The sequence below is a fragment of the Pseudodesulfovibrio senegalensis genome, from assembly GCF_008830225.1.
Lineage (GTDB): Bacteria > Desulfobacterota > Desulfovibrionia > Desulfovibrionales > Desulfovibrionaceae > Pseudodesulfovibrio > Pseudodesulfovibrio senegalensis.
Genome location: NZ_WAIE01000002.1, coordinates 1 through 20,668, shown reverse-complemented (window position 1 = coordinate 20,668; position 20,668 = coordinate 1). Strand labels below are relative to the sequence as shown.

At 60.0% G+C, this 20,668-nt stretch carries 19 protein-coding genes and 3 tRNA genes; 13 read left to right on the top strand and 9 right to left on the bottom strand.

The window, feature by feature from the left end:
• Positions 1-7 precede the first annotated feature (7 nt).
• Complete coding sequence (locus F8A88_RS06340) at positions 8-1,084, bottom strand: efflux RND transporter periplasmic adaptor subunit (RefSeq protein WP_151150302.1); 1,077 nt, start codon at positions 1,082-1,084, stop codon at positions 8-10.
• Between the two features lie 199 nt (positions 1,085-1,283).
• Between F8A88_RS06340 and F8A88_RS06335 the strand changes: the two genes are divergently transcribed.
• The gene (locus F8A88_RS06335; protein WP_151150301.1) at positions 1,284-1,775 is read left to right on the top strand and encodes a GNAT family N-acetyltransferase; all 492 of its coding nucleotides are present in this window, start codon (positions 1,284-1,286) and stop codon (positions 1,773-1,775) included.
• 90 nt (positions 1,776-1,865) lie between these two features.
• Positions 1,866-4,985, top strand: coding sequence for a UvrD-helicase domain-containing protein (locus F8A88_RS06330; protein ID WP_151150300.1), 3,120 nt, complete (start codon positions 1,866-1,868; stop codon positions 4,983-4,985).
• 37 nt (positions 4,986-5,022) lie between these two features.
• Here the strand turns inward: F8A88_RS06330 and F8A88_RS15860 are convergent, their stop codons facing one another.
• Positions 5,023-5,166: a hypothetical protein gene (locus tag F8A88_RS15860; RefSeq protein ID WP_170283779.1), complete on the bottom strand. Its 144-nt coding sequence runs from the start codon at positions 5,164-5,166 to the stop codon at positions 5,023-5,025.
• A 112-nt stretch (positions 5,167-5,278) separates the two neighbouring features.
• Between F8A88_RS15860 and cbiR the strand changes: the two genes are divergently transcribed.
• From cbiR to F8A88_RS06305, 5 genes are all read left to right on the top strand, one after another.
• Positions 5,279-6,109, top strand: coding sequence for a cobamide remodeling phosphodiesterase CbiR (gene cbiR, locus F8A88_RS06325; protein WP_151150299.1), 831 nt, complete (start codon positions 5,279-5,281; stop codon positions 6,107-6,109).
• A complete protein-coding gene (locus F8A88_RS06320; RefSeq protein ID WP_151150298.1) occupies positions 6,106-6,615 on the top strand; it encodes a bifunctional adenosylcobinamide kinase/adenosylcobinamide-phosphate guanylyltransferase in 510 nt (169 codons plus the stop codon). The genes cbiR and F8A88_RS06320 overlap by 4 nt, the downstream gene beginning before the upstream one ends.
• A 1-nt stretch (position 6,616) precedes the next feature.
• The gene (locus F8A88_RS06315) at positions 6,617-7,612 is read left to right on the top strand and encodes a DHH family phosphoesterase (protein WP_151150297.1); all 996 of its coding nucleotides are present in this window, start codon (positions 6,617-6,619) and stop codon (positions 7,610-7,612) included.
• 27 nt (positions 7,613-7,639) lie between these two features.
• Entirely contained in the window at positions 7,640-10,282 is a 2,643-nt protein-coding gene (polA, locus tag F8A88_RS06310; RefSeq protein WP_151150296.1) for a DNA polymerase I, read from the top strand.
• Between the two features lie 68 nt (positions 10,283-10,350).
• Positions 10,351-11,238 carry a discoidin domain-containing protein gene (locus F8A88_RS06305; protein WP_151150295.1) on the top strand — a complete coding sequence of 296 codons (888 nt, stop codon included), beginning with the start codon at positions 10,351-10,353 and terminating at the stop codon, positions 11,236-11,238.
• A gap of 33 nt (positions 11,239-11,271) precedes the next feature.
• Here F8A88_RS06305 and F8A88_RS06300 read toward each other — a convergent pair whose 3' ends face one another.
• The 7 genes from F8A88_RS06300 to F8A88_RS06270 all read right to left on the bottom strand — a co-directional run bounded on the left by F8A88_RS06300 (position 11,272) and on the right by F8A88_RS06270 (position 17,777).
• Positions 11,272-12,534: a molybdopterin molybdotransferase MoeA gene (locus F8A88_RS06300; protein ID WP_151150655.1), complete on the bottom strand. Its 1,263-nt coding sequence runs from the start codon at positions 12,532-12,534 to the stop codon at positions 11,272-11,274.
• A gap of 88 nt (positions 12,535-12,622) precedes the next feature.
• Positions 12,623-13,060 (bottom strand): hypothetical protein, encoded by a 438-nt coding sequence (locus F8A88_RS06295; protein WP_151150294.1) that lies wholly within the window; start codon positions 13,058-13,060, stop codon positions 12,623-12,625.
• The gene (locus F8A88_RS06290) at positions 13,017-13,457 is read right to left on the bottom strand and encodes a ribbon-helix-helix domain-containing protein (protein WP_151150293.1); all 441 of its coding nucleotides are present in this window, start codon (positions 13,455-13,457) and stop codon (positions 13,017-13,019) included. Before F8A88_RS06290 ends, F8A88_RS06295 begins: the two co-directional genes overlap by 44 nt.
• A gap of 134 nt (positions 13,458-13,591) precedes the next feature.
• Positions 13,592-14,158, bottom strand: a complete 567-nt coding sequence (locus F8A88_RS06285) for a DJ-1/PfpI family protein (protein ID WP_151150292.1) — start codon at positions 14,156-14,158, stop codon at positions 13,592-13,594.
• 139 nt (positions 14,159-14,297) lie between these two features.
• Complete coding sequence (locus F8A88_RS06280; protein WP_151150291.1) at positions 14,298-15,197, bottom strand: DMT family transporter; 900 nt, start codon at positions 15,195-15,197, stop codon at positions 14,298-14,300.
• 192 nt (positions 15,198-15,389) lie between these two features.
• Positions 15,390-16,817 carry an adenosylhomocysteinase gene (gene ahcY, locus F8A88_RS06275; protein WP_151150290.1) on the bottom strand — a complete coding sequence of 476 codons (1,428 nt, stop codon included), beginning with the start codon at positions 16,815-16,817 and terminating at the stop codon, positions 15,390-15,392.
• Between the two features lie 48 nt (positions 16,818-16,865).
• Positions 16,866-17,777, bottom strand: a complete 912-nt coding sequence (locus F8A88_RS06270; RefSeq protein WP_151150289.1) for an ArsR/SmtB family transcription factor — start codon at positions 17,775-17,777, stop codon at positions 16,866-16,868.
• Between the two features lie 208 nt (positions 17,778-17,985).
• Between F8A88_RS06270 and F8A88_RS06265 the strand changes: the two genes are divergently transcribed.
• The 6 genes from F8A88_RS06265 to F8A88_RS06240 all read left to right on the top strand — a co-directional run bounded on the left by F8A88_RS06265 (position 17,986) and on the right by F8A88_RS06240 (position 20,666).
• Entirely contained in the window at positions 17,986-18,876 is an 891-nt protein-coding gene (locus F8A88_RS06265) for a universal stress protein (RefSeq protein ID WP_151150288.1), read from the top strand.
• A 225-nt stretch (positions 18,877-19,101) separates the two neighbouring features.
• Positions 19,102-19,584, top strand: a complete 483-nt coding sequence (locus tag F8A88_RS06260; RefSeq protein WP_151150287.1) for a DciA family protein — start codon at positions 19,102-19,104, stop codon at positions 19,582-19,584.
• Positions 19,585-19,619: 35 nt separating this feature from the next.
• The gene (locus F8A88_RS06255; protein ID WP_151150286.1) at positions 19,620-19,973 is read left to right on the top strand and encodes a hypothetical protein; all 354 of its coding nucleotides are present in this window, start codon (positions 19,620-19,622) and stop codon (positions 19,971-19,973) included.
• A 60-nt stretch (positions 19,974-20,033) separates the two neighbouring features.
• A tRNA-Gln gene (locus F8A88_RS06250) sits at positions 20,034-20,108 on the top strand.
• A gap of 20 nt (positions 20,109-20,128) precedes the next feature.
• Positions 20,129-20,206 (top strand) — tRNA-Glu (locus F8A88_RS06245).
• A 385-nt stretch (positions 20,207-20,591) separates the two neighbouring features.
• Positions 20,592-20,666, top strand: a tRNA-Glu gene (locus tag F8A88_RS06240).
• The last annotated feature ends 2 nt before the right edge of the window (positions 20,667-20,668 follow it).

The following is a 20,668-nucleotide window of genomic DNA, read 5'->3' as shown; positions in this document are numbered from 1 at the left end:
AATCCCCCTACTTGTTGGTAATGACGACCGGCTGGCCCGGCCTGAGGCGTTCGTTGCCCTTGATAACCACGTCCATGCCTTCGGCCAGCTTTTCCGCGGTCACGCCCGCCTCAAGCCCCCGGTACCCCACGACCCGAACGGGCACGGGCACGGCCTTGCCGTCCAGCACGGCCCAGACCACCGTGTTGCCGCGCGCGGCAATGACCGCGTCGCGCGGGACCACCAGCGTCTTGTTGGCAAAACCGGAAGGCAGTGAAACGCGCGCCTCCATGCCCTCGGCCAGAAAGCCGGGATTCATGACCTTGATCTTGATGGGGAACGTACGCGTGGAAACATCGCCGCGGGGAACCACGGCGTAGACCTTGCCGTCAAGGGTCCTGCCGCCCACGTCGACCTTGACCGCAAGCCCCTGCCGAATCACGCCGGCTGAACCGGACGGCACGTTGACCTGCACGTCGAAACGGTCATCGCGACCCATGGAAATCACGGTACTGCCCGTACTGACCCATTCTCCGCGGTTCACTTCACGCTCCAGGATGACGCCGTCATACGGTGCGCGAATAAAGGCCTTGTCACGCAAAAGATTCAGTCGGTCCAGCGTGACCCTGAGCGCATGATATTTGCGCTGGGCAGCCATGGCCCCCAGCCGGGAGTTGTCATATTCGCCCTCGGAAACCGAACGGCTCTTGAAAAGCTTTGACTTGCGCTGATCGTCAAGGCGGGCCAGCTCATAGTCGGCCCTGGCCTGTTCCATGAGTGCCCGCGCATTGGCGATGCGCTTGTCATGCAGGTCCGTGGACAGACGCACCAGCACATCGCCCTTGGCCACGCGCTGGCCCGAATCCACCTCAATGGCCACGGCCTTGCCGTCCACCTCGGAAGCAACGTCCGACCGCTCGTGAAAATAGACGGTGCCGATGTATTCCACCTGAGGGGCGACCTTGCCGGAGGTCACCTTGCCCGTGACCACCGTGCTGGGAGGCGGACCGCCTTTTTTCGCGTCATCGGCCATTGCCGGGGCAACGCCGACAAGCACACACAACAATACCGCCCCGAAAAGGCGCCAAAATGCCAAACGTCCCATTCATTCCCCTTTTGCAAACATTGCGGCAATGAGCCATTCCGACCGCAACAATCCATGATATGCACAATCCCTATATACTATACACGGCATGGTTGGCGACGCAACCATGGAAGGCGGGCCCCATTTTGCATTCCTTTACAATTGTCGGGAGTTGTCACATAGTCCCGGCTTTGTAAACCGGAAGACAGGAAAACGACACATGCCGCAACCGACCATACGCACCGCCCGACCGGACGACCTGACCGCCTGCATCGAAATCGAAACCGTCAGCTTCCCGCCGGACGAAGCCGCATCGCCCGCCAGCATTGAAAAACGCATCACTTCGTATGCACAGGGTTTTCTGGTGGCCGAACAGGCCGGTCGCGTGATCGGCCAGATCAACAGCGGATCCACCAGCAAAAACGACATCACGGACGAGGCTTTCAAACAACTCGTGGGCCACGACCCGAACGGGACGGCGCTGGTCATCTTCTCACTTTCGGTGTTGCCGCAATTCCGGCATCAAGGCGTAGCCGCGGCACTCATGGATCGCTTCATTGCCGAAGCCCGGGCCATGGGCAAACAACGCATCCTGCTTTTGTGCAAGGAAAGGCTTGTGCCGTTTTACCGCCGTTTCGACTATGTGGACGCCGGTCTTTCCGCCTCCACCCACGGCGGCTCGGCCTGGCACGAAATGCGCCTGGAACTCTGACCCGCCCCCGGCAAACCACATCCTGCAAAGACCGCTTTTTTCGCGGTCCCGGCCTTGCAATATGGCATGGTTCCGAATAGTGTTCCTGCCATGGAACGATATACAGCCGACCTGCACATTCATTCTCGTTTCTCCCGGGCCACCAGCAAGAACCTGAACATTCGCTCCCTTGCGGCCTGGGCCAAGGTCAAGGGCCTCACGGTCGTTGGCACGGGCGATTTCACTCATCCCGGCTGGCTCGATGAAATCGAGGAACAGCTCGAGGACGACGGCAGCGGTCTTCTGACCCTGCGCGACGAATCCGGCCTTTCGGAGTTCATTCCCGGGCTTGATGCCCAGCCCGAGGCCAAAACCCGATTCATGCTCCAGACCGAAATCAGTTCCATATACAAACGCGGGGGCAAGACCAGAAAGGTGCACAACCTTGTCTTCATGCCCACGGTCGAAGCGGTCAGGAATTTCAATGCACGGCTGGCGCAGGTGGGCAACCTTGAGTCGGACGGCCGCCCCATCCTCGGACTGGACAGCCGCAACCTGCTGGAAATGGTTTTGGAAACGCATCCGCAGGCATTCCTTATTCCCGCGCACATCTGGACACCATGGTTCTCCCTGTTCGGCTCCAAATCGGGCTTCGACTCCATAAAAGAATGCTTCGACGACCTTTCCCACGAGATATTCGCCATGGAAACCGGTCTTTCCTCGGACCCGGAAATGAACTGGACCTGGAGCGAACTGGACCGCATCAAGCTCATTTCCAACTCGGACGCCCATTCCGGGGAAAAACTCGGCCGCGAGTTCAATATATTCCGGGGTGAGCTGTCCTATGAAGGCATCTTCCGCGCATTGCGCGGCGAAGGGCTGGGCCACGAATTCATCGGCACGGCCGAATTCTTCCCGGAAGAAGGCAAATACCATATGGACGGGCACCGCAAGTGCAACGTTTCCATGGACCCGCACGAGACCGCGGCCCGGGGTGGTATCTGCCCGGTGTGCGGCAAGCCCGTGACCCGCGGCGTGTACGCCCGCATCCTCGACCTTGCGGACCGCGAGCAGCCCCAGCAGCCCGTGGGCGCGCCCGGTTTCGTCTCGCTCATTCCGCTCAAGGAAATACTTTCGGAAGTGGTCGGCGTGGGGCCCGGCTCCAAGAAAGTGCATGGCGAATACGTCAAGCTGGTGCGTGAATTCGGCTCCGAGGTCAACGTGCTGCGCCACGTGCCGGCCGAAGACCTCAAACGCTTCAACTGCCATCTGGCCGAGGGCATCACCCGCATGCGCGAGGGCCGGGTCATCCGTCAGGCCGGATACGACGGCGAATACGGCGTGATCTCGGTTTTCACCCCGCAGGAACGGGATACGATCAAAAACGGGGCCACGCTGGTGGCCATGCCTGATCCGGCCCAAAAGGCCGAACAACCGGCCGGAGACGCGGAAGAAGACGCCCTGACCTGCCCGCCCCTTGCCGAGCCGGACCGCGAGGCAACCAAGAAGATTTCATTCAACCCGGACCAGCAAAAAGCCATCGACGCCGGGCCGAACCCCGTGCTGGTGCTGGCCGGGCCGGGAACCGGCAAGACCCAGACCCTCATGGGCCGGGTGGCCCGCATCCTCGATCAGGGCGAACGCCCGCGCCGGGTGCTGGCACTGACATTCACCCGCCGGGCCGCGCAGGAGCTGCGCGAACGCCTCAAGGCCACGCGCGGGGAAAATGACGAACTGCCGCAGGCAGGAACCCTGCATTCCCTGTGTTTCGACTACTGGAAGCACGCCTACAGCGAAACCCCGGTGGTGCTTTCCGAGGAGGCTGCCAGAAAGCTCTTTGCCGAAACCAACCCGGACATTCCCTCCAAGCACGTCAAGCACTACTGGAACCGCTACAATCTCCTGCGCGAACGGCTCGAAGACATTCCGGACGACCTCTTTGACGCGCACATCAATTACGGCAACCAGAAAAACCACTGGAACCTGCTGGACTACACCGACCTGCTCGAATTCATGCTCGAACAGACCGGTGCACCCACTTTTCACCTGCCCTACCGCCATGTGCTGGTGGACGAGGTGCAGGACCTCAGCCCCCTGCAACTGGCGGTCATCAAGGGGATGGCCCCGGAAAAGGGCTGCGGAGTGTTCTGCATCGGCGATCCCCGCCAGTCCATCTACGGATTCCGTGGCGCAGCCGACGATGTACACGAACGGCTCCGGGAGTTCTGGCCGAAGCTCGAGGAAATCACCCTCACGGAAAACTACCGTTCGGGCCAGACCATACTGGATGCCTCCCACGCCCTGTTCCCTGAAGACACGCCGCTGGCAGCCCAGCAGAACACGGACGCGGCCATCCATCTTTTCCAGGCACCGGACGCCGTACGCGAAACAACGTGGATCAGCGACCGCATCCGCAACCTGATCGGCGCCACCAGCCATTCGCTGGGCGACGCCACGGGCCACGGCACCCTCAGCCCGGGGGACATCGCCGTTCTGGTGCGCTTCAAGGCCCTGATCCCGCCCATGCAGAAACAGCTGACCAAATTCGGGGTTCCGGTGGCTGCGCCGGAAACCGAGGCGTTCTGGACCGACCCGCGCGTGGAGTTGATACTGAACGCGGCCGGAAGCTTCCTCGGCCTGACCATGGTGGGCAGCGAGGAAGTGCTGGAAGTGCCGGAACACGTGCTGGCCAAGGGTCCTGTGGGACTTTCCGCCTACCTGAACACCATGCCGCCCTTTGATTCCTTTTTCTGGGAAAGCCGAGCCTTCCGCGATCTGAAAAAGAATTTCGACGAGCGCGGCGGATGGTCCGGGCTGCTGAACTGGATCAGTCTCCAGAACGAACTGGAACTGGTGCGGCGCAACGCGGAAAAGGTACAGATAATGACCATGCACGCGGCCAAGGGACTGGAGTTCGACACCGTATTCCTGCCCGCACTGGAAGAGGGCATCATGCCCTTTGCGGGCATGGATCTGCTCACGGCCACCGTGACACTCACCCCGGGACGGGGTCAGCGTTTTCACGAAGAACGACGCCTGCTCTACGTGGGCATGACCCGGGCGCGCAGAAACCTGTTCCTGAGCCGGGCCGACAAACGTTCACTCTACGGCAAGACATTGCAGTTGCCGGAATCGAGATATTTGCGGGAATTGCCCGAAGCGTTGCTGACCCGGTCGACCCTCACCGCAACCAAGGTCACCAAGGCAAGGCAGATGAGCCTGCTGGGCTAGCCGCCGCCCGCTTTGCAACGGGGGGGCAAGGTCGGGATCAGAGAACCAGGCGGTACACGCAATATTCATACACCCGGCACATGACCCGAGCAGTGGCAACGCTCATGCCGAGCTGCCGCAATCTGCAGAACACATGCAGGGGGTTGAGAATATGGCGAGCCGTGTCTTTAAATGCCGTCATGGTCAAGACTCCGTCGTTTTCGTACAAACTGAGCTGTTCTGTGCAACAGATGTGCCTTGTCCGCAAAACCCTGCAAAGATAAGCACTAACGCAACAGGCTCTGACCAGCACCATGAAAAAACAGGCAACAAATACCCTGCGCTCCCTGAATCCGGCCACCCGCAAGGCCCTTGGACGCCTGAAACAGGCACCATTTTCCGTTGCCGCGCCCTCCTTTGTGGTTCCGGACACGGTCTGTGGCAACGCGCGCCTGCTGGCCCCGCATTTTTCCGAAATCGCGCTTTTGCTGTTCGAGGCCCGCGCCTGCCTTGATTATGACGAAACCGACCTTGCGCCCGACCTTGCCGGGCTGGACGTGGATTGGCACGTGCACCTGCCCCTTGACCTGAACTGGGGGCACGGGGGGACCGTCGGCCTTGATTCGGGCTGGAAACCCATTGCCGGCCTGCTGGAAAAAGTTGACTACCTCTCTCCCAGAGCCTATGTGCTCCATCCGCCTGTTTCGCCGGACCTGCTGGCCCCGCTGGCTGCGCGGTTCCGAGACGCAGGCGTGGCGCCGGGCCTCATATTGCTGGAAAACGTGCATGAAACCGATCTGGCGAACCATTGGGAGGCGGCGCAAGATGCGGGATTCCGCATCTGCCTTGATCTGGGGCATATGCTGCACCATGGTCAGCAGCATCTGCTGCGGTTGCCGAACATCTGGCACAACGTGGACATGCTGCACATCTATGCGCCCGGTCAGGGGGAACGGCACGAATCCCTTGCCCGGCTGGACGAACAGGGCCGGGAAATGCTGGGCCACTGGCTGCAATGCTGGGAAACGCACGCCGTCCACGGAACGCGGCGTTGCATGACGCTGGAAATATTCAACGAAACAAAGCTTCTGGAGTCCGCTGGGTTGCTCGCGGACTGGCTCGAACAATGGAAGGTATCCACATGATTACGCTGATACTCGGTGGAAACAAATCGGGAAAATCCGGTTTTGCCTTGAATTTGCTCGAAAAACAGGAAAAACCGGGTCTGTTCATTGCCACGGGCAAGGCAAAAGACCTTGAATTCCGCCGCCAGATCAATGATCATCGAATTTCCAGAACTCCGGAATTGGAGGTCATGGAAGTTTCGCTGGACTTGCCTCAGGCCCTGAGACAGGCTAAAGCTGATTTTTCGTGCGTACTGGTGGACAGCCTCGACTACTGGCTGTTCGCCGCCCGCGAACAGGGGAGCGAACAAGACCTTGTCCGGGATTTTGTCAATGAACTGAAGGAGTGGGAAGGCGGAGACCTGATACTGGTTTCCTGCGAGGCCGGACTCGGCCCCCTGCCCATGTCCGGGGAAGTCCGGTCCTTCATTCGCGCCCTGGGCGCGTTGAACCAATCCTGTGCGCAGCTTGCGCATCAGGTATTCATGGTTGCGGCAGGGCTGCCGCTGACCCTGAAAAAGGTATAAAATGGCAATTTTCAAGCAACTTGAAGAGCAGATGGAAGCACTGCTCGCCCGCTTTGACAAAGACGAGAACTGGCTGATCGTCATCAATGCGGACCCGGATGCTCTGGGTTCGGCGCTGGCGCTACGACGAATAATGAGCCGCCGCGTGGCAAGCGTGGGCATCGGGCAGATCAACGAGATCAAGCGACCGGACAACCTGGCCATGATCCGCTATCTGCGCATCCCCACCCGCAAACTGATACCCAACCTCGCGGCCCAGTACGACAAATTCGCGCTGGTGGACTCCCAACCCCACCACAACCCGGAGTTTCAGGACTTCGACTTCGACATCATCATCGACCACCATCCCATACTGGACGAGCATCCCACACAAGCCCCGTTTCTGGACATCCGGCCCAAGTACGGCGCCACCTGCACCATGCTCACCGAATATCTCTACAACCTCAAAATCCGCCCGGCAAAGCTGCTGGCCACGGCCCTGCTCTACGGCATCAAGTCAGACACCCGCAGCTTCGAGCGCAAGTTCATCGACCCGGACGTGACAGCCTTCAAATGGCTGAACAAATTCGCAGACACCAAGCTCCTCAACCGCATCAGCAACAGTGAATTCCATCTGGACTGGATGCGCTATTTTTCCCGCGCCTTCTACAACCTGAGGCGCATCGGACAAGGTCTCTTCGCCCATGCGGGCAACGTGGAGAACCCGGACATTCTCGTCATCGTGGCCGACTTCTTCACACGGGTCCACGGCGTGCCGTGGCTCGTGGTCTCCGGAGTGTACAACGACAAGCTCGTGGTCATCTTCCGGGGCGACGGCCTGCGCCGCGACATGGGCAAATACGCTTCCACACTGCTGGGCGATCTCGGCTCGGCAGGCGGCCACAAGGGCGCGGCCCGGGCCGAGGTGGACATCGAGGCCCTGGAAGGCGAGGACCCGGAAATCTTCATGCTCAAGAAACTGGGCAAGGGCAAACGGGGCGTGATCAAGCGCATCTAGCCGCCCGGCAAACAAGCCACGAGTCACATGTCCCTCAAGCAAGAACTGAATCTCGATCGGGAACCGATCTTTCTCATCGACGGAACCGCGCTCTTCTACCGCGCGTTCTATGCGCGCGCCGACCTCAAACGGGCCGACGGATTCCCCACCAACGCCATCAACACCACCATCCGCTCGCTGCTGAACCTGCTCAAGAAGGAATCTCCCAGCCATGTGGGATTCATCATGGACGGCAGGCCGCCGACATTCCGCAACGAACTGTACGACCAATACAAGGCCAACCGCCCGCCCATGCCCGAAGCGCTGGCCCAGCAGATCGACCCGGTGCGCGAGGCCGTGCAGCTCATGGGGCTGCGCCTGCTGGTTTCCGACGGCGTGGAAGCGGACGACTGCATCGCCTCGCTGACGCACCGCTTCAAGAACGAGCGCCCCGTGATCATCGTGGGCTCGGACAAAGACCTCAAGCAGTGCCTTGACACCAACGTGTTCATGCTCAGCCAGTCCGGGCGCAAGGAAAAGCTCACCTCGCTGGAAAGCTTTACCGAAGAGGAAGGCCTGGCCCCGCAGCAATGGCCGGACTTTCAGGCGCTCATCGGCGATTCCGCGGACAACATCCCCGGCATTCCCAAGGTGGGGCCGGTCACGGCCAGAAAGATCATGGCCGAACTGCCCACGCTGGAAGCCATCCGCGACGGTTACGAAACCCTGCCGCCCAAGTTGCGCGAAAAGGTCGAACCCGAACTGGACAACATTTTCCTGTACCGCAAGCTGACCCGCATGCGTCTGGACTGCTGCCCGCAGGCCATGGACGAATTCAAGGTGTCCGCCATGGATGCGCAGGGCTTGCGCGATTTTCTGGAAACCTACGAACTGCGGGGGCTCATGCGTTCCATCCCGGCCCCGCAAGGCAACAGCTCGCCCACGAAAACCAAAGCCGCCTCCAAAACATCCGGCAACGCCATGCAGGGCATGCTGCTGGACGTGGGCGTGGTGGCGCCCGTGGCCACTGACCCCATCAAGGTCACGGCCGTGGACGACCTCGGCCAACTGCCGGACGTGACAGACCGCGAAGTGGGGCTGGTACGCAAGGAAAACGTCTTTCTGCTGGGGCTCGACGGCGAGGAATACCGATACGCCGGACCGGCCGAACAGCTGGCTTCGGCACTGGCCCCGGTGCAGACAATAGCCACGCCCAGCGTGCAGGAACTGCTGCGCGAAGACGACGCGTGGCTGGCCGTGCGTTCGGACCAGTGGTTCGACCTGAGTCTGGCCGCCTACCTCATGGACCCGGAAGAACGCAATTACAACTGGGAACGCTTGCGCCAGTCCCTGTATCAGGACGGCAAACCGCAATTTGACGAGGCCGCCAAAGACCTGCATCCGCAGGCGCAGGGAATGGCCGCGCTGGCCTACATGCAGGGCATGAACACCCAGATGAACGCCGCGCACCTCGGAGAGCTGATGCGCACGCTGGAGATTCCGCTCATCCCGGCATTGGTAGGCATGGAAAAGGCCGGAATCTGCATCAACGACGTAGCCTTCACCAAACATCTCGGCGAAGTCAGCGAACAGCTGGCCGGTCTGACCCGCACCATCGTGGACATGGCCGGCGAACCGTTCAACATCCGCTCCAGCCAGCAGATGGCCCACATCCTGTTCGACAAGCTGGAACTCAAACCCGCGGGCAAAACCGCCGGGGGCCAGCTCTCCACGGCAAACCAGGTGCTGGAAAAAATCCGCACCCAGCATCCTGTGGTGGAAAAAATCCTCGAATACCGCATGCTGGAAAAACTGCGCTCCACCTATCTGGAACCGCTGCCCAAGCTGGCCGGGCCGGATGGACGCATCCACACGCATTTCAACCAGTTGGCAACGGCCACGGGCAGGCTCTCCAGTTCGCGGCCCAACCTGCAGAACATCCCCATTCGCGGACCGCAGGGCAAACGCATGCGCGCCTGCTTCACGGCCGGGCCCAACATGCTGCTGGCTGCCGCCGACTATTCGCAGATCGAACTGCGCGTGCTGGCCCACTGCTCGCAGGACCCGGAACTGCTGGACGCCTTCCGCAACGACGAGGACATCCATTCGCGCACTGCCGCCCTGCTGGAAGACAAGGCAGCCGCCGACATCACCGCCGACGAACGCCGCAGGGCCAAAACCATCAACTTCGGCCTCATCTACGGCATGGGACCGCAAAAACTGGCCCGCGAGCTCAAGATCACCATGAATCAGGCCAAGGAATTCATCGAGCGCTATTTCGCCAAGCTGACAACGCTCCGGGAATTCTACGACCAGGTGGTGAAGGACGCCACCAACAACGGGTTCGTGACCACGCTGGCCGGACGCCGCCGCCTGCTGCCGGACCTGCACTCGCGCAACAACATGGAAGCCTCGCAGGCTAAACGGCAGGCCATCAATACCGTTATCCAGGGCTCGGCAGCGGACATCATCAAGATGGCCATGATCAAGGCGCACAATGACGAAAGGCTCCGTGAACTGGGAGCGCGCATGATCCTGCAGGTGCATGACGAACTGCTCATCGAATCCCCGGTGCAGACCACCGAATCCGCAGCAAAACGGTTGCGCGAAATCATGCAGGACGTCACCGAACTGGCGGTTCCCCTCAGGGTGGACATGGGCACGGGCCGCACATGGGCGGATGCCCACTGACAACCCGGCAACCGGAAAACAGCACAAAAACACAAGCCAAACACGAGGCTTTTCTGTATACCCGCACCATGAAACGTCTTTTCATCGCATTGCTGCTGGTGGCCCTGAGCGCCGCAACAGCCCGGTCCATGGAACTGGAAGTCTCGGTATCCCACTTCCTCCCGACTCTCTCGGGCAAGTACATGGCCGGAAACCTGCTGGACAACGACCCCGCCACGGCCTGGGCCTCCAGCGAACTGCACAACGGCGTGGGCTCATGGTTTCGCATCAGCTTTCCCGAGGTGGTGGCCCTGCGCGACCTGACCATCTACAACGGACACCAGGGCGGCAAGTTCCAAGGGTTCGCCCGCATCCGTACGGGCCGGATCATCTTTTCGGACGGCAGCGAACAGCACTTTGAACTTGCGGACTGTGCCGGCCCGCAGGTCATCGAATGCTGGACCGTGCCCACACGGGAAATAACCATCACAGTGGATTCCATTTATCCGGAAAGTCCCGCCCAGAAAATGAGCGTTGCTGTCAGTGAGGTGAAAATCCGGCTGCAGGGCGGTGTGAACGCGCCCAAGGGTATGCCGGAAAAGGGTACGCTGGGCGAACTGGCACAGGTCATCCGCAATTTCTACACCTACCAGACCACACTGGACGATGCCTTCCTGCAATACATTCCCAAGGAAAAATACGAAGACGAACAATTCGGATTCGAGGTCTTCAAGCAGATGCAAATGCAGCGGGGAACCTTTGAAATAATGCGCCGCAGCGTCGTCGACACGAACAGCCTCCAATTCCGACTCATGCGCTTCAAGGACAGCCAGGCGGTGGTCCACTGCTTCGGGCACTATCTGGTCATCTGGAAGGAAAACATGACTCCCATCCCGGACGACAGCGTGTTCACCATGCGCCGGGAAAAGGACGGCTGGAAGATCGTGAGCATACGGGACTACGCCGCACAGCAATAGACAGAACAATCAAAATAGCATGATCACGACAACTTACACGGTCCACACATCAATCAAGGCATCTTTGTAGACACCTTCTGCATCCGCAGGTACGGACATGAGTCCGTGCGCGTCCACAAGGGTGCGCAACAGGCCGGACTTGCCCAGCACCGGATGGGCCAGCGGCAATTGGTGGGGCCGCTCCTCGAAGCGAATGCGCACGTAATCCTCGCGTCCCTGCTTTGAGGCCACGTTGCGGGCCAGTATGGCCTGTCGGACCGGTCGGACGGTCGTATCGAAAGCGTTGCCCTGCCCCTGCAAATGGCCGATGAACGGCATCACAAGACAGAACATGACCACCTGTGCCGAGGCCACCTGCCCGGGCAAGCCCATGACCGGAGTCTGACCGGCCCGCCCGAGAATGGTTGGTTTTCCCGGACTGATGGCCACACCGTGGGCAAGGATTTCGGCATCATTCTGTGCTTCGATGGCCTGTACGGTCAGATCGCGCACGCCGATGGAACTGCCGCCCGAAAGCAGCACCAGATCGTTTTCCGCCACGGCCTGCTGCACCGTTGCGATAAGGCTGGGCGCATCGTCGGGAACAATGCCGTAGCCGCGCACCAAAGCCCCGGCGCGCCGGGCGCTCAGTGCCAGCGTATGGCTGTTCACGTCCCGCACCTGCCCCACGCGCGGAGTATGCTCCACAGCCACCAGCTCGTCACCCGTGGAAAGAATGCCCACGCGCGGACGGCAAAAAACATCCATTTCCGTGAACCCGAGGGCCGCGCCGAGGCCGACCTCACGGAATCCGATCCGCGTGCCGGGTTCGAGCACCACTGCTCCGGCCAAGGCGTCCTCGCCGCGCTGCATGACGTTGAGTCCGGGCGCGGCGGCCTTGCGAACCTCGATGGTCCCGGTGGCTGCGTCCTCGTCCCAGTCATCCATGCACACGGTGTGCTCCACCATGACCACGGCGTCAGCTCCTTTTGGCAGGCTGCCGCCCGTGGCTATGCGCACGCACTGGCCCGGGGCCAGCGTCATGCCCGGATTCTCGTCCACATGGGGCGCGCCCACGCAGTCCAGATATACGGGATTCTGCTCGGAAGCCCCGAACGCATCGCGCGCGTCCAGCGCATACCCGTCCATGCAGGAGCGGTGTGACAGCGGCCAGTCATGCCCGGCGCGCAGCTGTTCGGCCAGAATGCGCCCTTCGGCCCTGTCCAGCCCGACACGCTCCGTGGGCAACGGCGGGAACGTGCGCAACAGTTCCTCAAAGGCTTCCCTTGCAATGATGGTGAAGAAGTCGTGATGCATGGATCGAGTATGGTGCAGGCACAACAAAAGGGCAAGCCCGGCCATATGCCGAAAGCCCGCCCTTGTGCGTGATTGTCGTGTTTGTTCGCTAGTGGACCGGAGCCGAGGCGTCGGTTTCGAAACCGCGCTGCATGAGCAGGGCCACCTTGCCCTTGAAATCATGCAGGGCTTTGGTCTGGATGCTCTTGAAGACCTGGTCTTCCGTCAGGACCTTGCTCAGCGGCACGGAAAGCGTGCAGACCAGAAAAATCCCCACGGGCTTGCCGTTCACTTCCACGGCCGTAAGGATATTGGAAACGCCCATTTTTTTCTTGAGCGCCATGGGCATATTCGTGCCCTTGAGAAACTTCTTGTTGTAAAACATGTAGCGCAGGGTCGCGTTCTGCATGGAAAGGGGCGTGGTTTCGAATCCCTCGTCCAGGTCCACGCCGTTTTCGCGCGCTTCCTGAATCATGTTGAAGAAATCGTTGGCAATGGATTCCTCATAGCTCTTTTCGGCCAGCGTTTTTTCCATATCGTCGGACATTGTCTGCCTCCTTTGCGTTCGTGGAAGGGGATACATGCCCGGATGCAGGCCGTGCGTCAAGATCGGCACGAAAGCGTCCCCGGAAACGGGCATCGGCATTCCCTTCCGCCATGCGGTGCCGGTCAGGCCGAGTCTCTGCCGAAACAGCCTGATACGTGGTGCAGACAACACGCAAAAGCGAAGCAAAATTGTCGATCTTGCCGTATGCGGCAAGGGCTTCTTCGTGAAGAAGCGAAAGCAGCCTCCCCAGAGTCATTCCCTCGGCTTCGGCCAGACGGCCGAGAATATCCCAAAAGCGCGCCTCCAGACGAATGCTGGTCACCACGCCGTTGATGCGCACGGAACGGGTCTGGGACCGATACTGCTCCACCGGAGCGGAAAGATAGAGTCGGCACATGGTAGGCTCTCCTGTTTCGAAATTCGCGACCCTGCATGCATACCCCGTACAGCCGGGAATTGTCATCCCGCTCCTGAGGACGAAAAAAAAGCGCCCCGCACGAAACAGGGCGCACAACATCATCGAACGGGCCGCTATTTTTCCAGCAGGGCCACAAACTGTTTGAGCCAGGCCGGATGCGCGGGCCATGCCGGAGCGGTAACCAAATTGCCGTCCGTGAGCGCGGCATCAAGCGGGATGTCCGCATACTCGCCGCCGGCAAGCCCGACTTCCGGGGCGCAGGCAGGATAGGCCGAGACCTTGTGCCCCTTGAGCACCCCTGCTGCCGCCAGCAACTGCGGGCCATGACAAATGGCGGCAACGGGCTTGCCCGCCGAATCAAAGGCGCGCACCAGATCGAGCACGGCCTTGTTGAGACGCAGATATTCCGGGGCACGACCTCCCGGCACCAGAAGCCCGTCATACTGCCCGGCATCCACGGAATCAAAATCCGCGTTCAGGGCAAAATTGTGGCCCGGCTTTTCCGTATAGGTCTGATGCCCCTCGAAATCATGAATGGCGGTGGCCACCACATCGCCGGCCTTCTTATCCGGGCAAACCGCATCCACGCCGAAGCCCATGGCCTGCAAGGCCTGGAACGGCACCATCAATTCATAATCTTCCACAAAATCGCCGCAAACTATCAGGATGTTCTTTCCCATGCGTACCTCCAATCGGTTTGTGAACAAAACGCACGGCCATAGACCATGCCCATGGGACGAAGCATACACCAATACCGTCACCCATGGGTAGCATGGGGCTACTACACCCGAAACGTGCCCGGGACCGGGCACGCGGGGGTCAGCTGCGGGTCGCCACGATGATGCCCGTGAGCACGCACGCGCCGCTGAGCACATGCACGAGGGTCACGGGTTCGCCGAGGATCAGGTAGGCCTCGGCCGCGCTGAACACGGGCAGGCTGTAATAGATGAAACCGGCCTTGGCCGGACCGATGGAGGCCACGGCCCTGTTCCAGCAGAAGTAGGCCACCAGCGAGGCCATCAGTCCGATGTACAGCACCGAGCCGACCACGGGCATGGTCATGACGGGCCACGAACTCCCGGCCTGTTCCCAGAGCATCCACGGGGTCAGCATGACCAGCCCGGCCAGAAAGGTGAAGGCCAGAAAACCGTTCTGGCTCATGTCGCGGGGCTTGCGCCGCACCAACAGGCTGTAGACCGCAAAGATGAACGCCGCGGTCAGCATCCACAGGTCGCCGGAAGCAAAGGTGAGCGTACGCAAACGGTTCAGGTCTCCCTGTACCACAAGAAAGACGATGCCGCCGATGGCCAGCATAATGCCCGACACCCGCCGCACGGATACAGGCTCGCCCAGAAATATCCTCGAAAGTACGATCACGAAAACCGGAAAGGTGGTGGATATGAGCGAAAGGTTCAGGGTCACGGTGGTACGCCCGGCCAGATACAACACGGTGTTGAAGACCGTGACCCCCAACAGCGAGGTGAGCAGCAGCACGGGCAGGTTCCTGCGCACCACGGGCCAGTCGCGAAGCAATGCGCCAAGGCCAAGCGGCAACACGGCCAGCGAGGCCACGCTCCAGCGCATGAAGGCCAGCGTTGCGGGCGGCACGCTTTCGGCCATCCCCCGGGCTATGATGAAATTACCGGACCAGATCACCGTGGCCAGCACTGCGCAAACAATGCCCACGACCTTGGCGCGGTTTGTAATCGTATGTCCCATGAGCACTCCTTGCACCGGGTAATACGCCCGGCCGTGAGCAACGTCAAAGCATTGATTTACAGTATGTTACAGCGATTTAAAAAACCATTGCCCAACGCGAGGCCTTCACGCGAAAAAAGGCGGAGACCGGAAATCACCGGCCTCCGCACGAAATCGCCCTGCTGGCCGCATCGTTGCGGCACTGCAACAGAATTAGTAGCGGTAGTGATCCGCCTTGTACGGACCTTCCACGGGAACGCCAATGTAGTCGGCCTGTTCCTGGCTCAGGGTCTCCAGCTTCACGCCGAGCCTTTCCAGATGCAGGCGGGCCACTTCCTCGTCCAGCTTCTTGGAAAGAATCATGACCTTGGGCTCGTAGTCGTTGGCGGCAAGGTCGATCTGGGCCAGCACCTGGTTGGTGAAGGAGTTGGACATGACGAAGCTGGGGTGGCCCGTGGCGCAACCCAGGTTCACCAGACGTCCTTCGGCCAGCACGATGATGGAGTTGCCGGACTCCAGAGTCCACTTGTCCACCTGCGGCTTGATTTCCTGCTTGGAGCACTTGGGATTGTTTTCCAGGTAGGACATTTCGATTTCATTGTCGAAGTGGCCGATGTTGCAGACGATGGCCTCGTCCTTCATGCGTTCCATGTGCTCGCCGGTGACGACCTGATAGTTGCCGGTGCAGGTGACGTAGATGTCGCCCTCTTCCAGCGCCTTGTCCATGGTGGTCACTTCGTAGCCTTCCATGGCGGCCTGCAGCGCGCAGATGGGATCCACTTCCGTGACCAGCACGCGTGCGCCAAAGCCGCGCATGGACTGGGCGCAGCCCTTGCCCACGTCGCCGTAGCCCACGACCACCACGACCTTGCCCGCCACCATCACGTCCGTGGCGCGCTTGATGCCGTCGGCCAGCGATTCACGGCAGCCGTACAGGTTGTCGAACTTGGACTTGGTCACGGAATCGTTGACGTTGATGGCCGGGAACAGCAGCTCGCCGTTGCGCTCCATTTCGTACAGGCGATGAACGCCGGTGGTGGTTTCCTCGGAAACGCCGCGCATGGCCTTGGCAATGGATTGCCACTTGCCCGGATTGTTCTTGGCGGACGCGCCGAGACGGGCCATGACCAAAGCAAATTCCGGATTGTCGTAATGTTTTTCGGCCAGGGACGGATCACGCTCGACCTTGACGCCCTGATGGATAAGCAGGGTGGCGTCGCCGCCGTCGTCCACGATCAGGTCCGGGCCGGAGCCGTCGGGCCAGGTCAGGGCCTGCTCGGTGCACCACCAGTATTCCTCGAGGGTTTCGCCCTTCCAGGCAAAGACCTTGGCGGTTCCGGCCTTGGCAATGGCGGCCGCGGCATGGTCCTGGGTGGAAAAAATATTGCAGGAAGCCCAGCGAATGTCCGCGCCCAACTCATGCAGGGTCTCGATGAGCATGGCGGTCTGGATGGTCATGTGCAGGGAGCCCATGATCTTCATGCCCTTGAGGGGCTTTTCCTTGCCGTACTTGGCACGCAGCTGCATCAGGCCGGGCATTTCGCGCTCGGAAAGCTGCATTTCCTTGCGGCCCCACTCGGCCAGTTCGATGTCCGCAACCTTGTATTCCAATTTCGGGTCCACAGGTTTCACGTTGCTCATGATATCCTCCATAAGGGGGTTTGTGCGTATGTTGATTTTCCGGAAATGCTACAGCCTGACCGCTTCGTACAGGATGACCGCAAGTCCCATGTTAACCTTGTATTCCGTTTGTTCCCGCACCTCGAAACCGGCCTTTTCCAGCCAGCCCCGCATTTCTCGGTTGGCGATGCCGAGCTGGCGATCGCCGTATTCGGTGCGCATGACTTCGTTATCGTGCTTGTCGAACTCGGCCACCACGAGCCGTCCGCCGGTCTTGAGCACGCGCCCTGCCTCGACCAATGCCTCCAGAGGCCGGGCCAGATGGTGCAGCACGAGGCTGACCACCACGCAATCCGCCTCCCAGTCCCGCAGGGGCAGAAAGGAAAGCTCACCGATGCGCAGGCTCACCCGGGCATCTCCGTGAAAACGGTCTTCGGCCAGTTCCAGCATCTTGGGCGAACTGTCCACGCCGATCACCGTGCGGGACTTCTGCGCCATCAGAGCCAGCAATTCGCCGGTGCCGCAACCGAGGTCCGCGGCAACGTCGCATCCCGAAACCCGCGAGACGATCTCGCCGCGCAGGTCCATGCTGCCCAGCACTTCCTTGTTGAGCCTGTCCCAATCGTCGGCAATGGAGTCGAAGAATTGCCGGGTCTGGGCCATGCGCTCGCGGATGACCTTGGCCGCACGGGCAAGGTCCTGGCCGAACACGGCCTCACCTTCCATGACCGGCGCCACGCCATCCAGAAAATTCCGCCCCGGACCGCTGTCGCTGGCACGATAAAAGGCCCACAATCCATCCCGGCGACATTCCACAAGCCCGGAATCCGCCAGAATCTTCAGGTGCCGGGAAATGCGCGACTGTCCCATCTCCATGAGCTGTACTATTTCGCCCACGTTCAATTCGAACCGGAGCAGTACATTCACCAACCGGGCCCGCGTCTCATCGGCCAATGCTTTGCAATATTTCAGTATTTCCATGGCTCTCTGCGTATATCAATATATCTTGATATGATTCCAAGAGCCGTTCTACAGCAAGGTCGCGGCCCGGTCAAGCCACACAATGCCACCATATGTGATATTTTGCCTCATCCTATGGCATAAAGGGATTATTTATGAAATAGTATAAATAAAAGAAACCGCGGCCTTGAACCGGCAACGCAATTCCTCATTCACAAGGAGGTCGGGCATGTTTTCCAAGATCATTCTGGCGGCCACACCCAAGCCCAGCACCAAGCACGCAACAGACACAGCCCTTGCCCTGGCCCGACGGCACAACGCCCAGCTCATCATCTACCACGCCTGCGAGCTGCCCGACGTCCATTGGGGTGCGCAAAGCTCGATAACCTGCCCCGAACTTGTGGGCGACACCAGAAAGGCCATTGCCGAGCACTTCGGCACACGGCTCGATGGCATTGACCACCGCATCCACGTTGTCTGCCGAATGCCTGCGGACGATCTGGCCTCACTGGCCACCAAGGAAGGCGCCGACCTCATCGTCATGGGACCGCACTCCGACGGCAAGACCTGCCCGGTGCCACGAATGTGGGGTCTGGTGGACACCAACATAGCCCGCGTGAGCATGCAGACCGTGGTGCCCGTGCTGGTGGTCTCGCGGCCTTCCCCCCTGCTGGAACGCGATCCCAAGAACATCGTCATGTGCACGGACCTGAGCACGCCATCCGAAAGCGCGCTGTGCCATGCGGCAAACATGGCCCGCAGTTTCGGGGCGACGCTGAGCATCTTCCATGTGCTGGATACCGGCCTTGCCTACCCTTCGCCCAAGTACTACGTGCAGGACATGCAGGTCTTCATCGACGAAGCCATTGCGCGCATGAAGCGCAAGTATGCCCACATCCTGAACGGCGTGGAACACAAGTATGAGGCGTGGGAGGGTGTACCCTACTGCGAAATCCTCAAGTACGCCCGCTGGCGCGAAGCGGACATGCTGGTTCTGGCGCGCCACTCCTCGGCCAAGGACTCGCATCAGGCGCTCATCGGCTCCACGGTGGTGCAGGTGGCGCTCTCACCCAGCAGCCCGACCCTGATTGTGAACTACCGGGCCAAGCCCTGCGCCTGACCCGGCGGCCCGCCACCCGGCAGACTGACCACAAAACCGGATCGCGCAGCCCTCAAGAATAGTTCATGGCACGGCGAAAACGGGCACGGCCACGCGCCTCAAAAACGCGAAGCCTGCTCCTCTTTGCCTTTGCTGCGCGCAAACCTCTGCCAGCAGCCCGATGGTCCGTGATGCGGACTTGCGCCCCGGCGGCCATATACTATAAGAAGGGCCCACGGAGAACGCATGGCTTACCGACCCAACAAAGGAAACAAACGCAAGGCCCCGGTAAAACGGATTGGCTCCCAACTGATGCCGTTGCTGGAAAAATTCGACACCGGCGACAACATGCGGATGGTGCGTCTGTGGCGTGCGTGGGACGAACTCATGGGAGACATGGCCGACATGGCCCGCCCTCTCGGACACCGGGGCAACAAGCTCATTCTGGCCGCGCACGATCCCGTGGTGGTTCAGGAAGCCCATTACCTCGCTCCGCTCATCCTTGAAATAGTAAACCGCTTTTTTGGCGAAGAAGTCTTTGACAAAGTACTGTTTGAACTGCTAAACGGCAGGGTTCCATTGGGTCGGCACAAGGCGGCAAAGAAGCCACTCGCCCCAATGAAACGCAAGAAACCCGGCGTGTTAGGCACGCTGAACAGTACGATCGACCCGGATTCTGCCGTGGGAAAATGTTACCGGGCCTATCAGCAAATTTTTGAAGAAGAATGAATATACGGCCGCTTGCGGTCGTCAGGAGAAGCATCATGAGTGAAGACGTCAAGGAAATTTCCTTTGAAGAGTTGGGCCTGACCAAGGCTCTGGACAAAATGACCGCCAAGGAACTGCGCGCCCTGTGCATGGCCAAACTGCCCATGATCACCGGTGCCTCTTCCAAGAGCAAGGACGAGCTGGTCGAGACCATCAAGGACCTCTTCGGCATGAACGACGAAGACGGCAAAGTCTCCCCCTACAAGGACCAGATCTTCTCCATCAAGCGTCAGATCCGCGAACTGCGCGTGAAGAAGGAATCCATCACCGAACGCGCCGACCGCGAATACCTGCGCCGCAAGATCAACAAGCTGAAAAAGCGTACCCGCCGCCTGGCGAACGCCGTATAAAAAAATTGCCGAAAGAGGTTGACAACCCACTGGGTAAACTATAAATCAACCTCTCGCTGTTGGGCTGTCGTTCAATTGGCAGGACGGCGGATTCTGGTTCCGTTAATCAAGGTTCGAGTCCTTGCAGCCCAGCCAAATTTGCTTTTTGAAATAGTGTCCCCATCGTCTAGCCTGGCCCAGGACGACGGCCTTTCACGCCGTTAACAGGGGTTCAAATCCCCTTGGGGACGCCATCGAAAGTTCAGAGCAGTCGCTTCATGCGGCTGCTCTTTTTCGTGGTCAATCATTCTGTCCCTGTTCTTTTCAACAGGTAATTTTTGTCTCAATGGCAATCCGCCACTGACAACACCGGAGACAGTTGGCCAATTACACCTTTTTAGCGTTGAAATAATCTTCTGATCGTCCATCAGCTTTCTTCAAAAAGGAAAAAAACGGCCCTTTCGCCCCTGAACAACCGCGCCATTCATCCGCATAACCATCTTGCCGAGAACAAAAACGCACCCCCCTCACGAAAAGACTTGCCACGCTCGAAAAAATGTGCAAAATACGCTTCTCCCGACGAGGCAAACCGGCAAGCAAAGGGTTCAGGCACCCGCCGAAATGCCAGTCGATTCATGCGTCCCCATCGTCTAGCCTGGCCCAGGACGACGGCCTTTCACGCCGTTAACAGGGGTTCAAATCCCCTTGGGGACGCC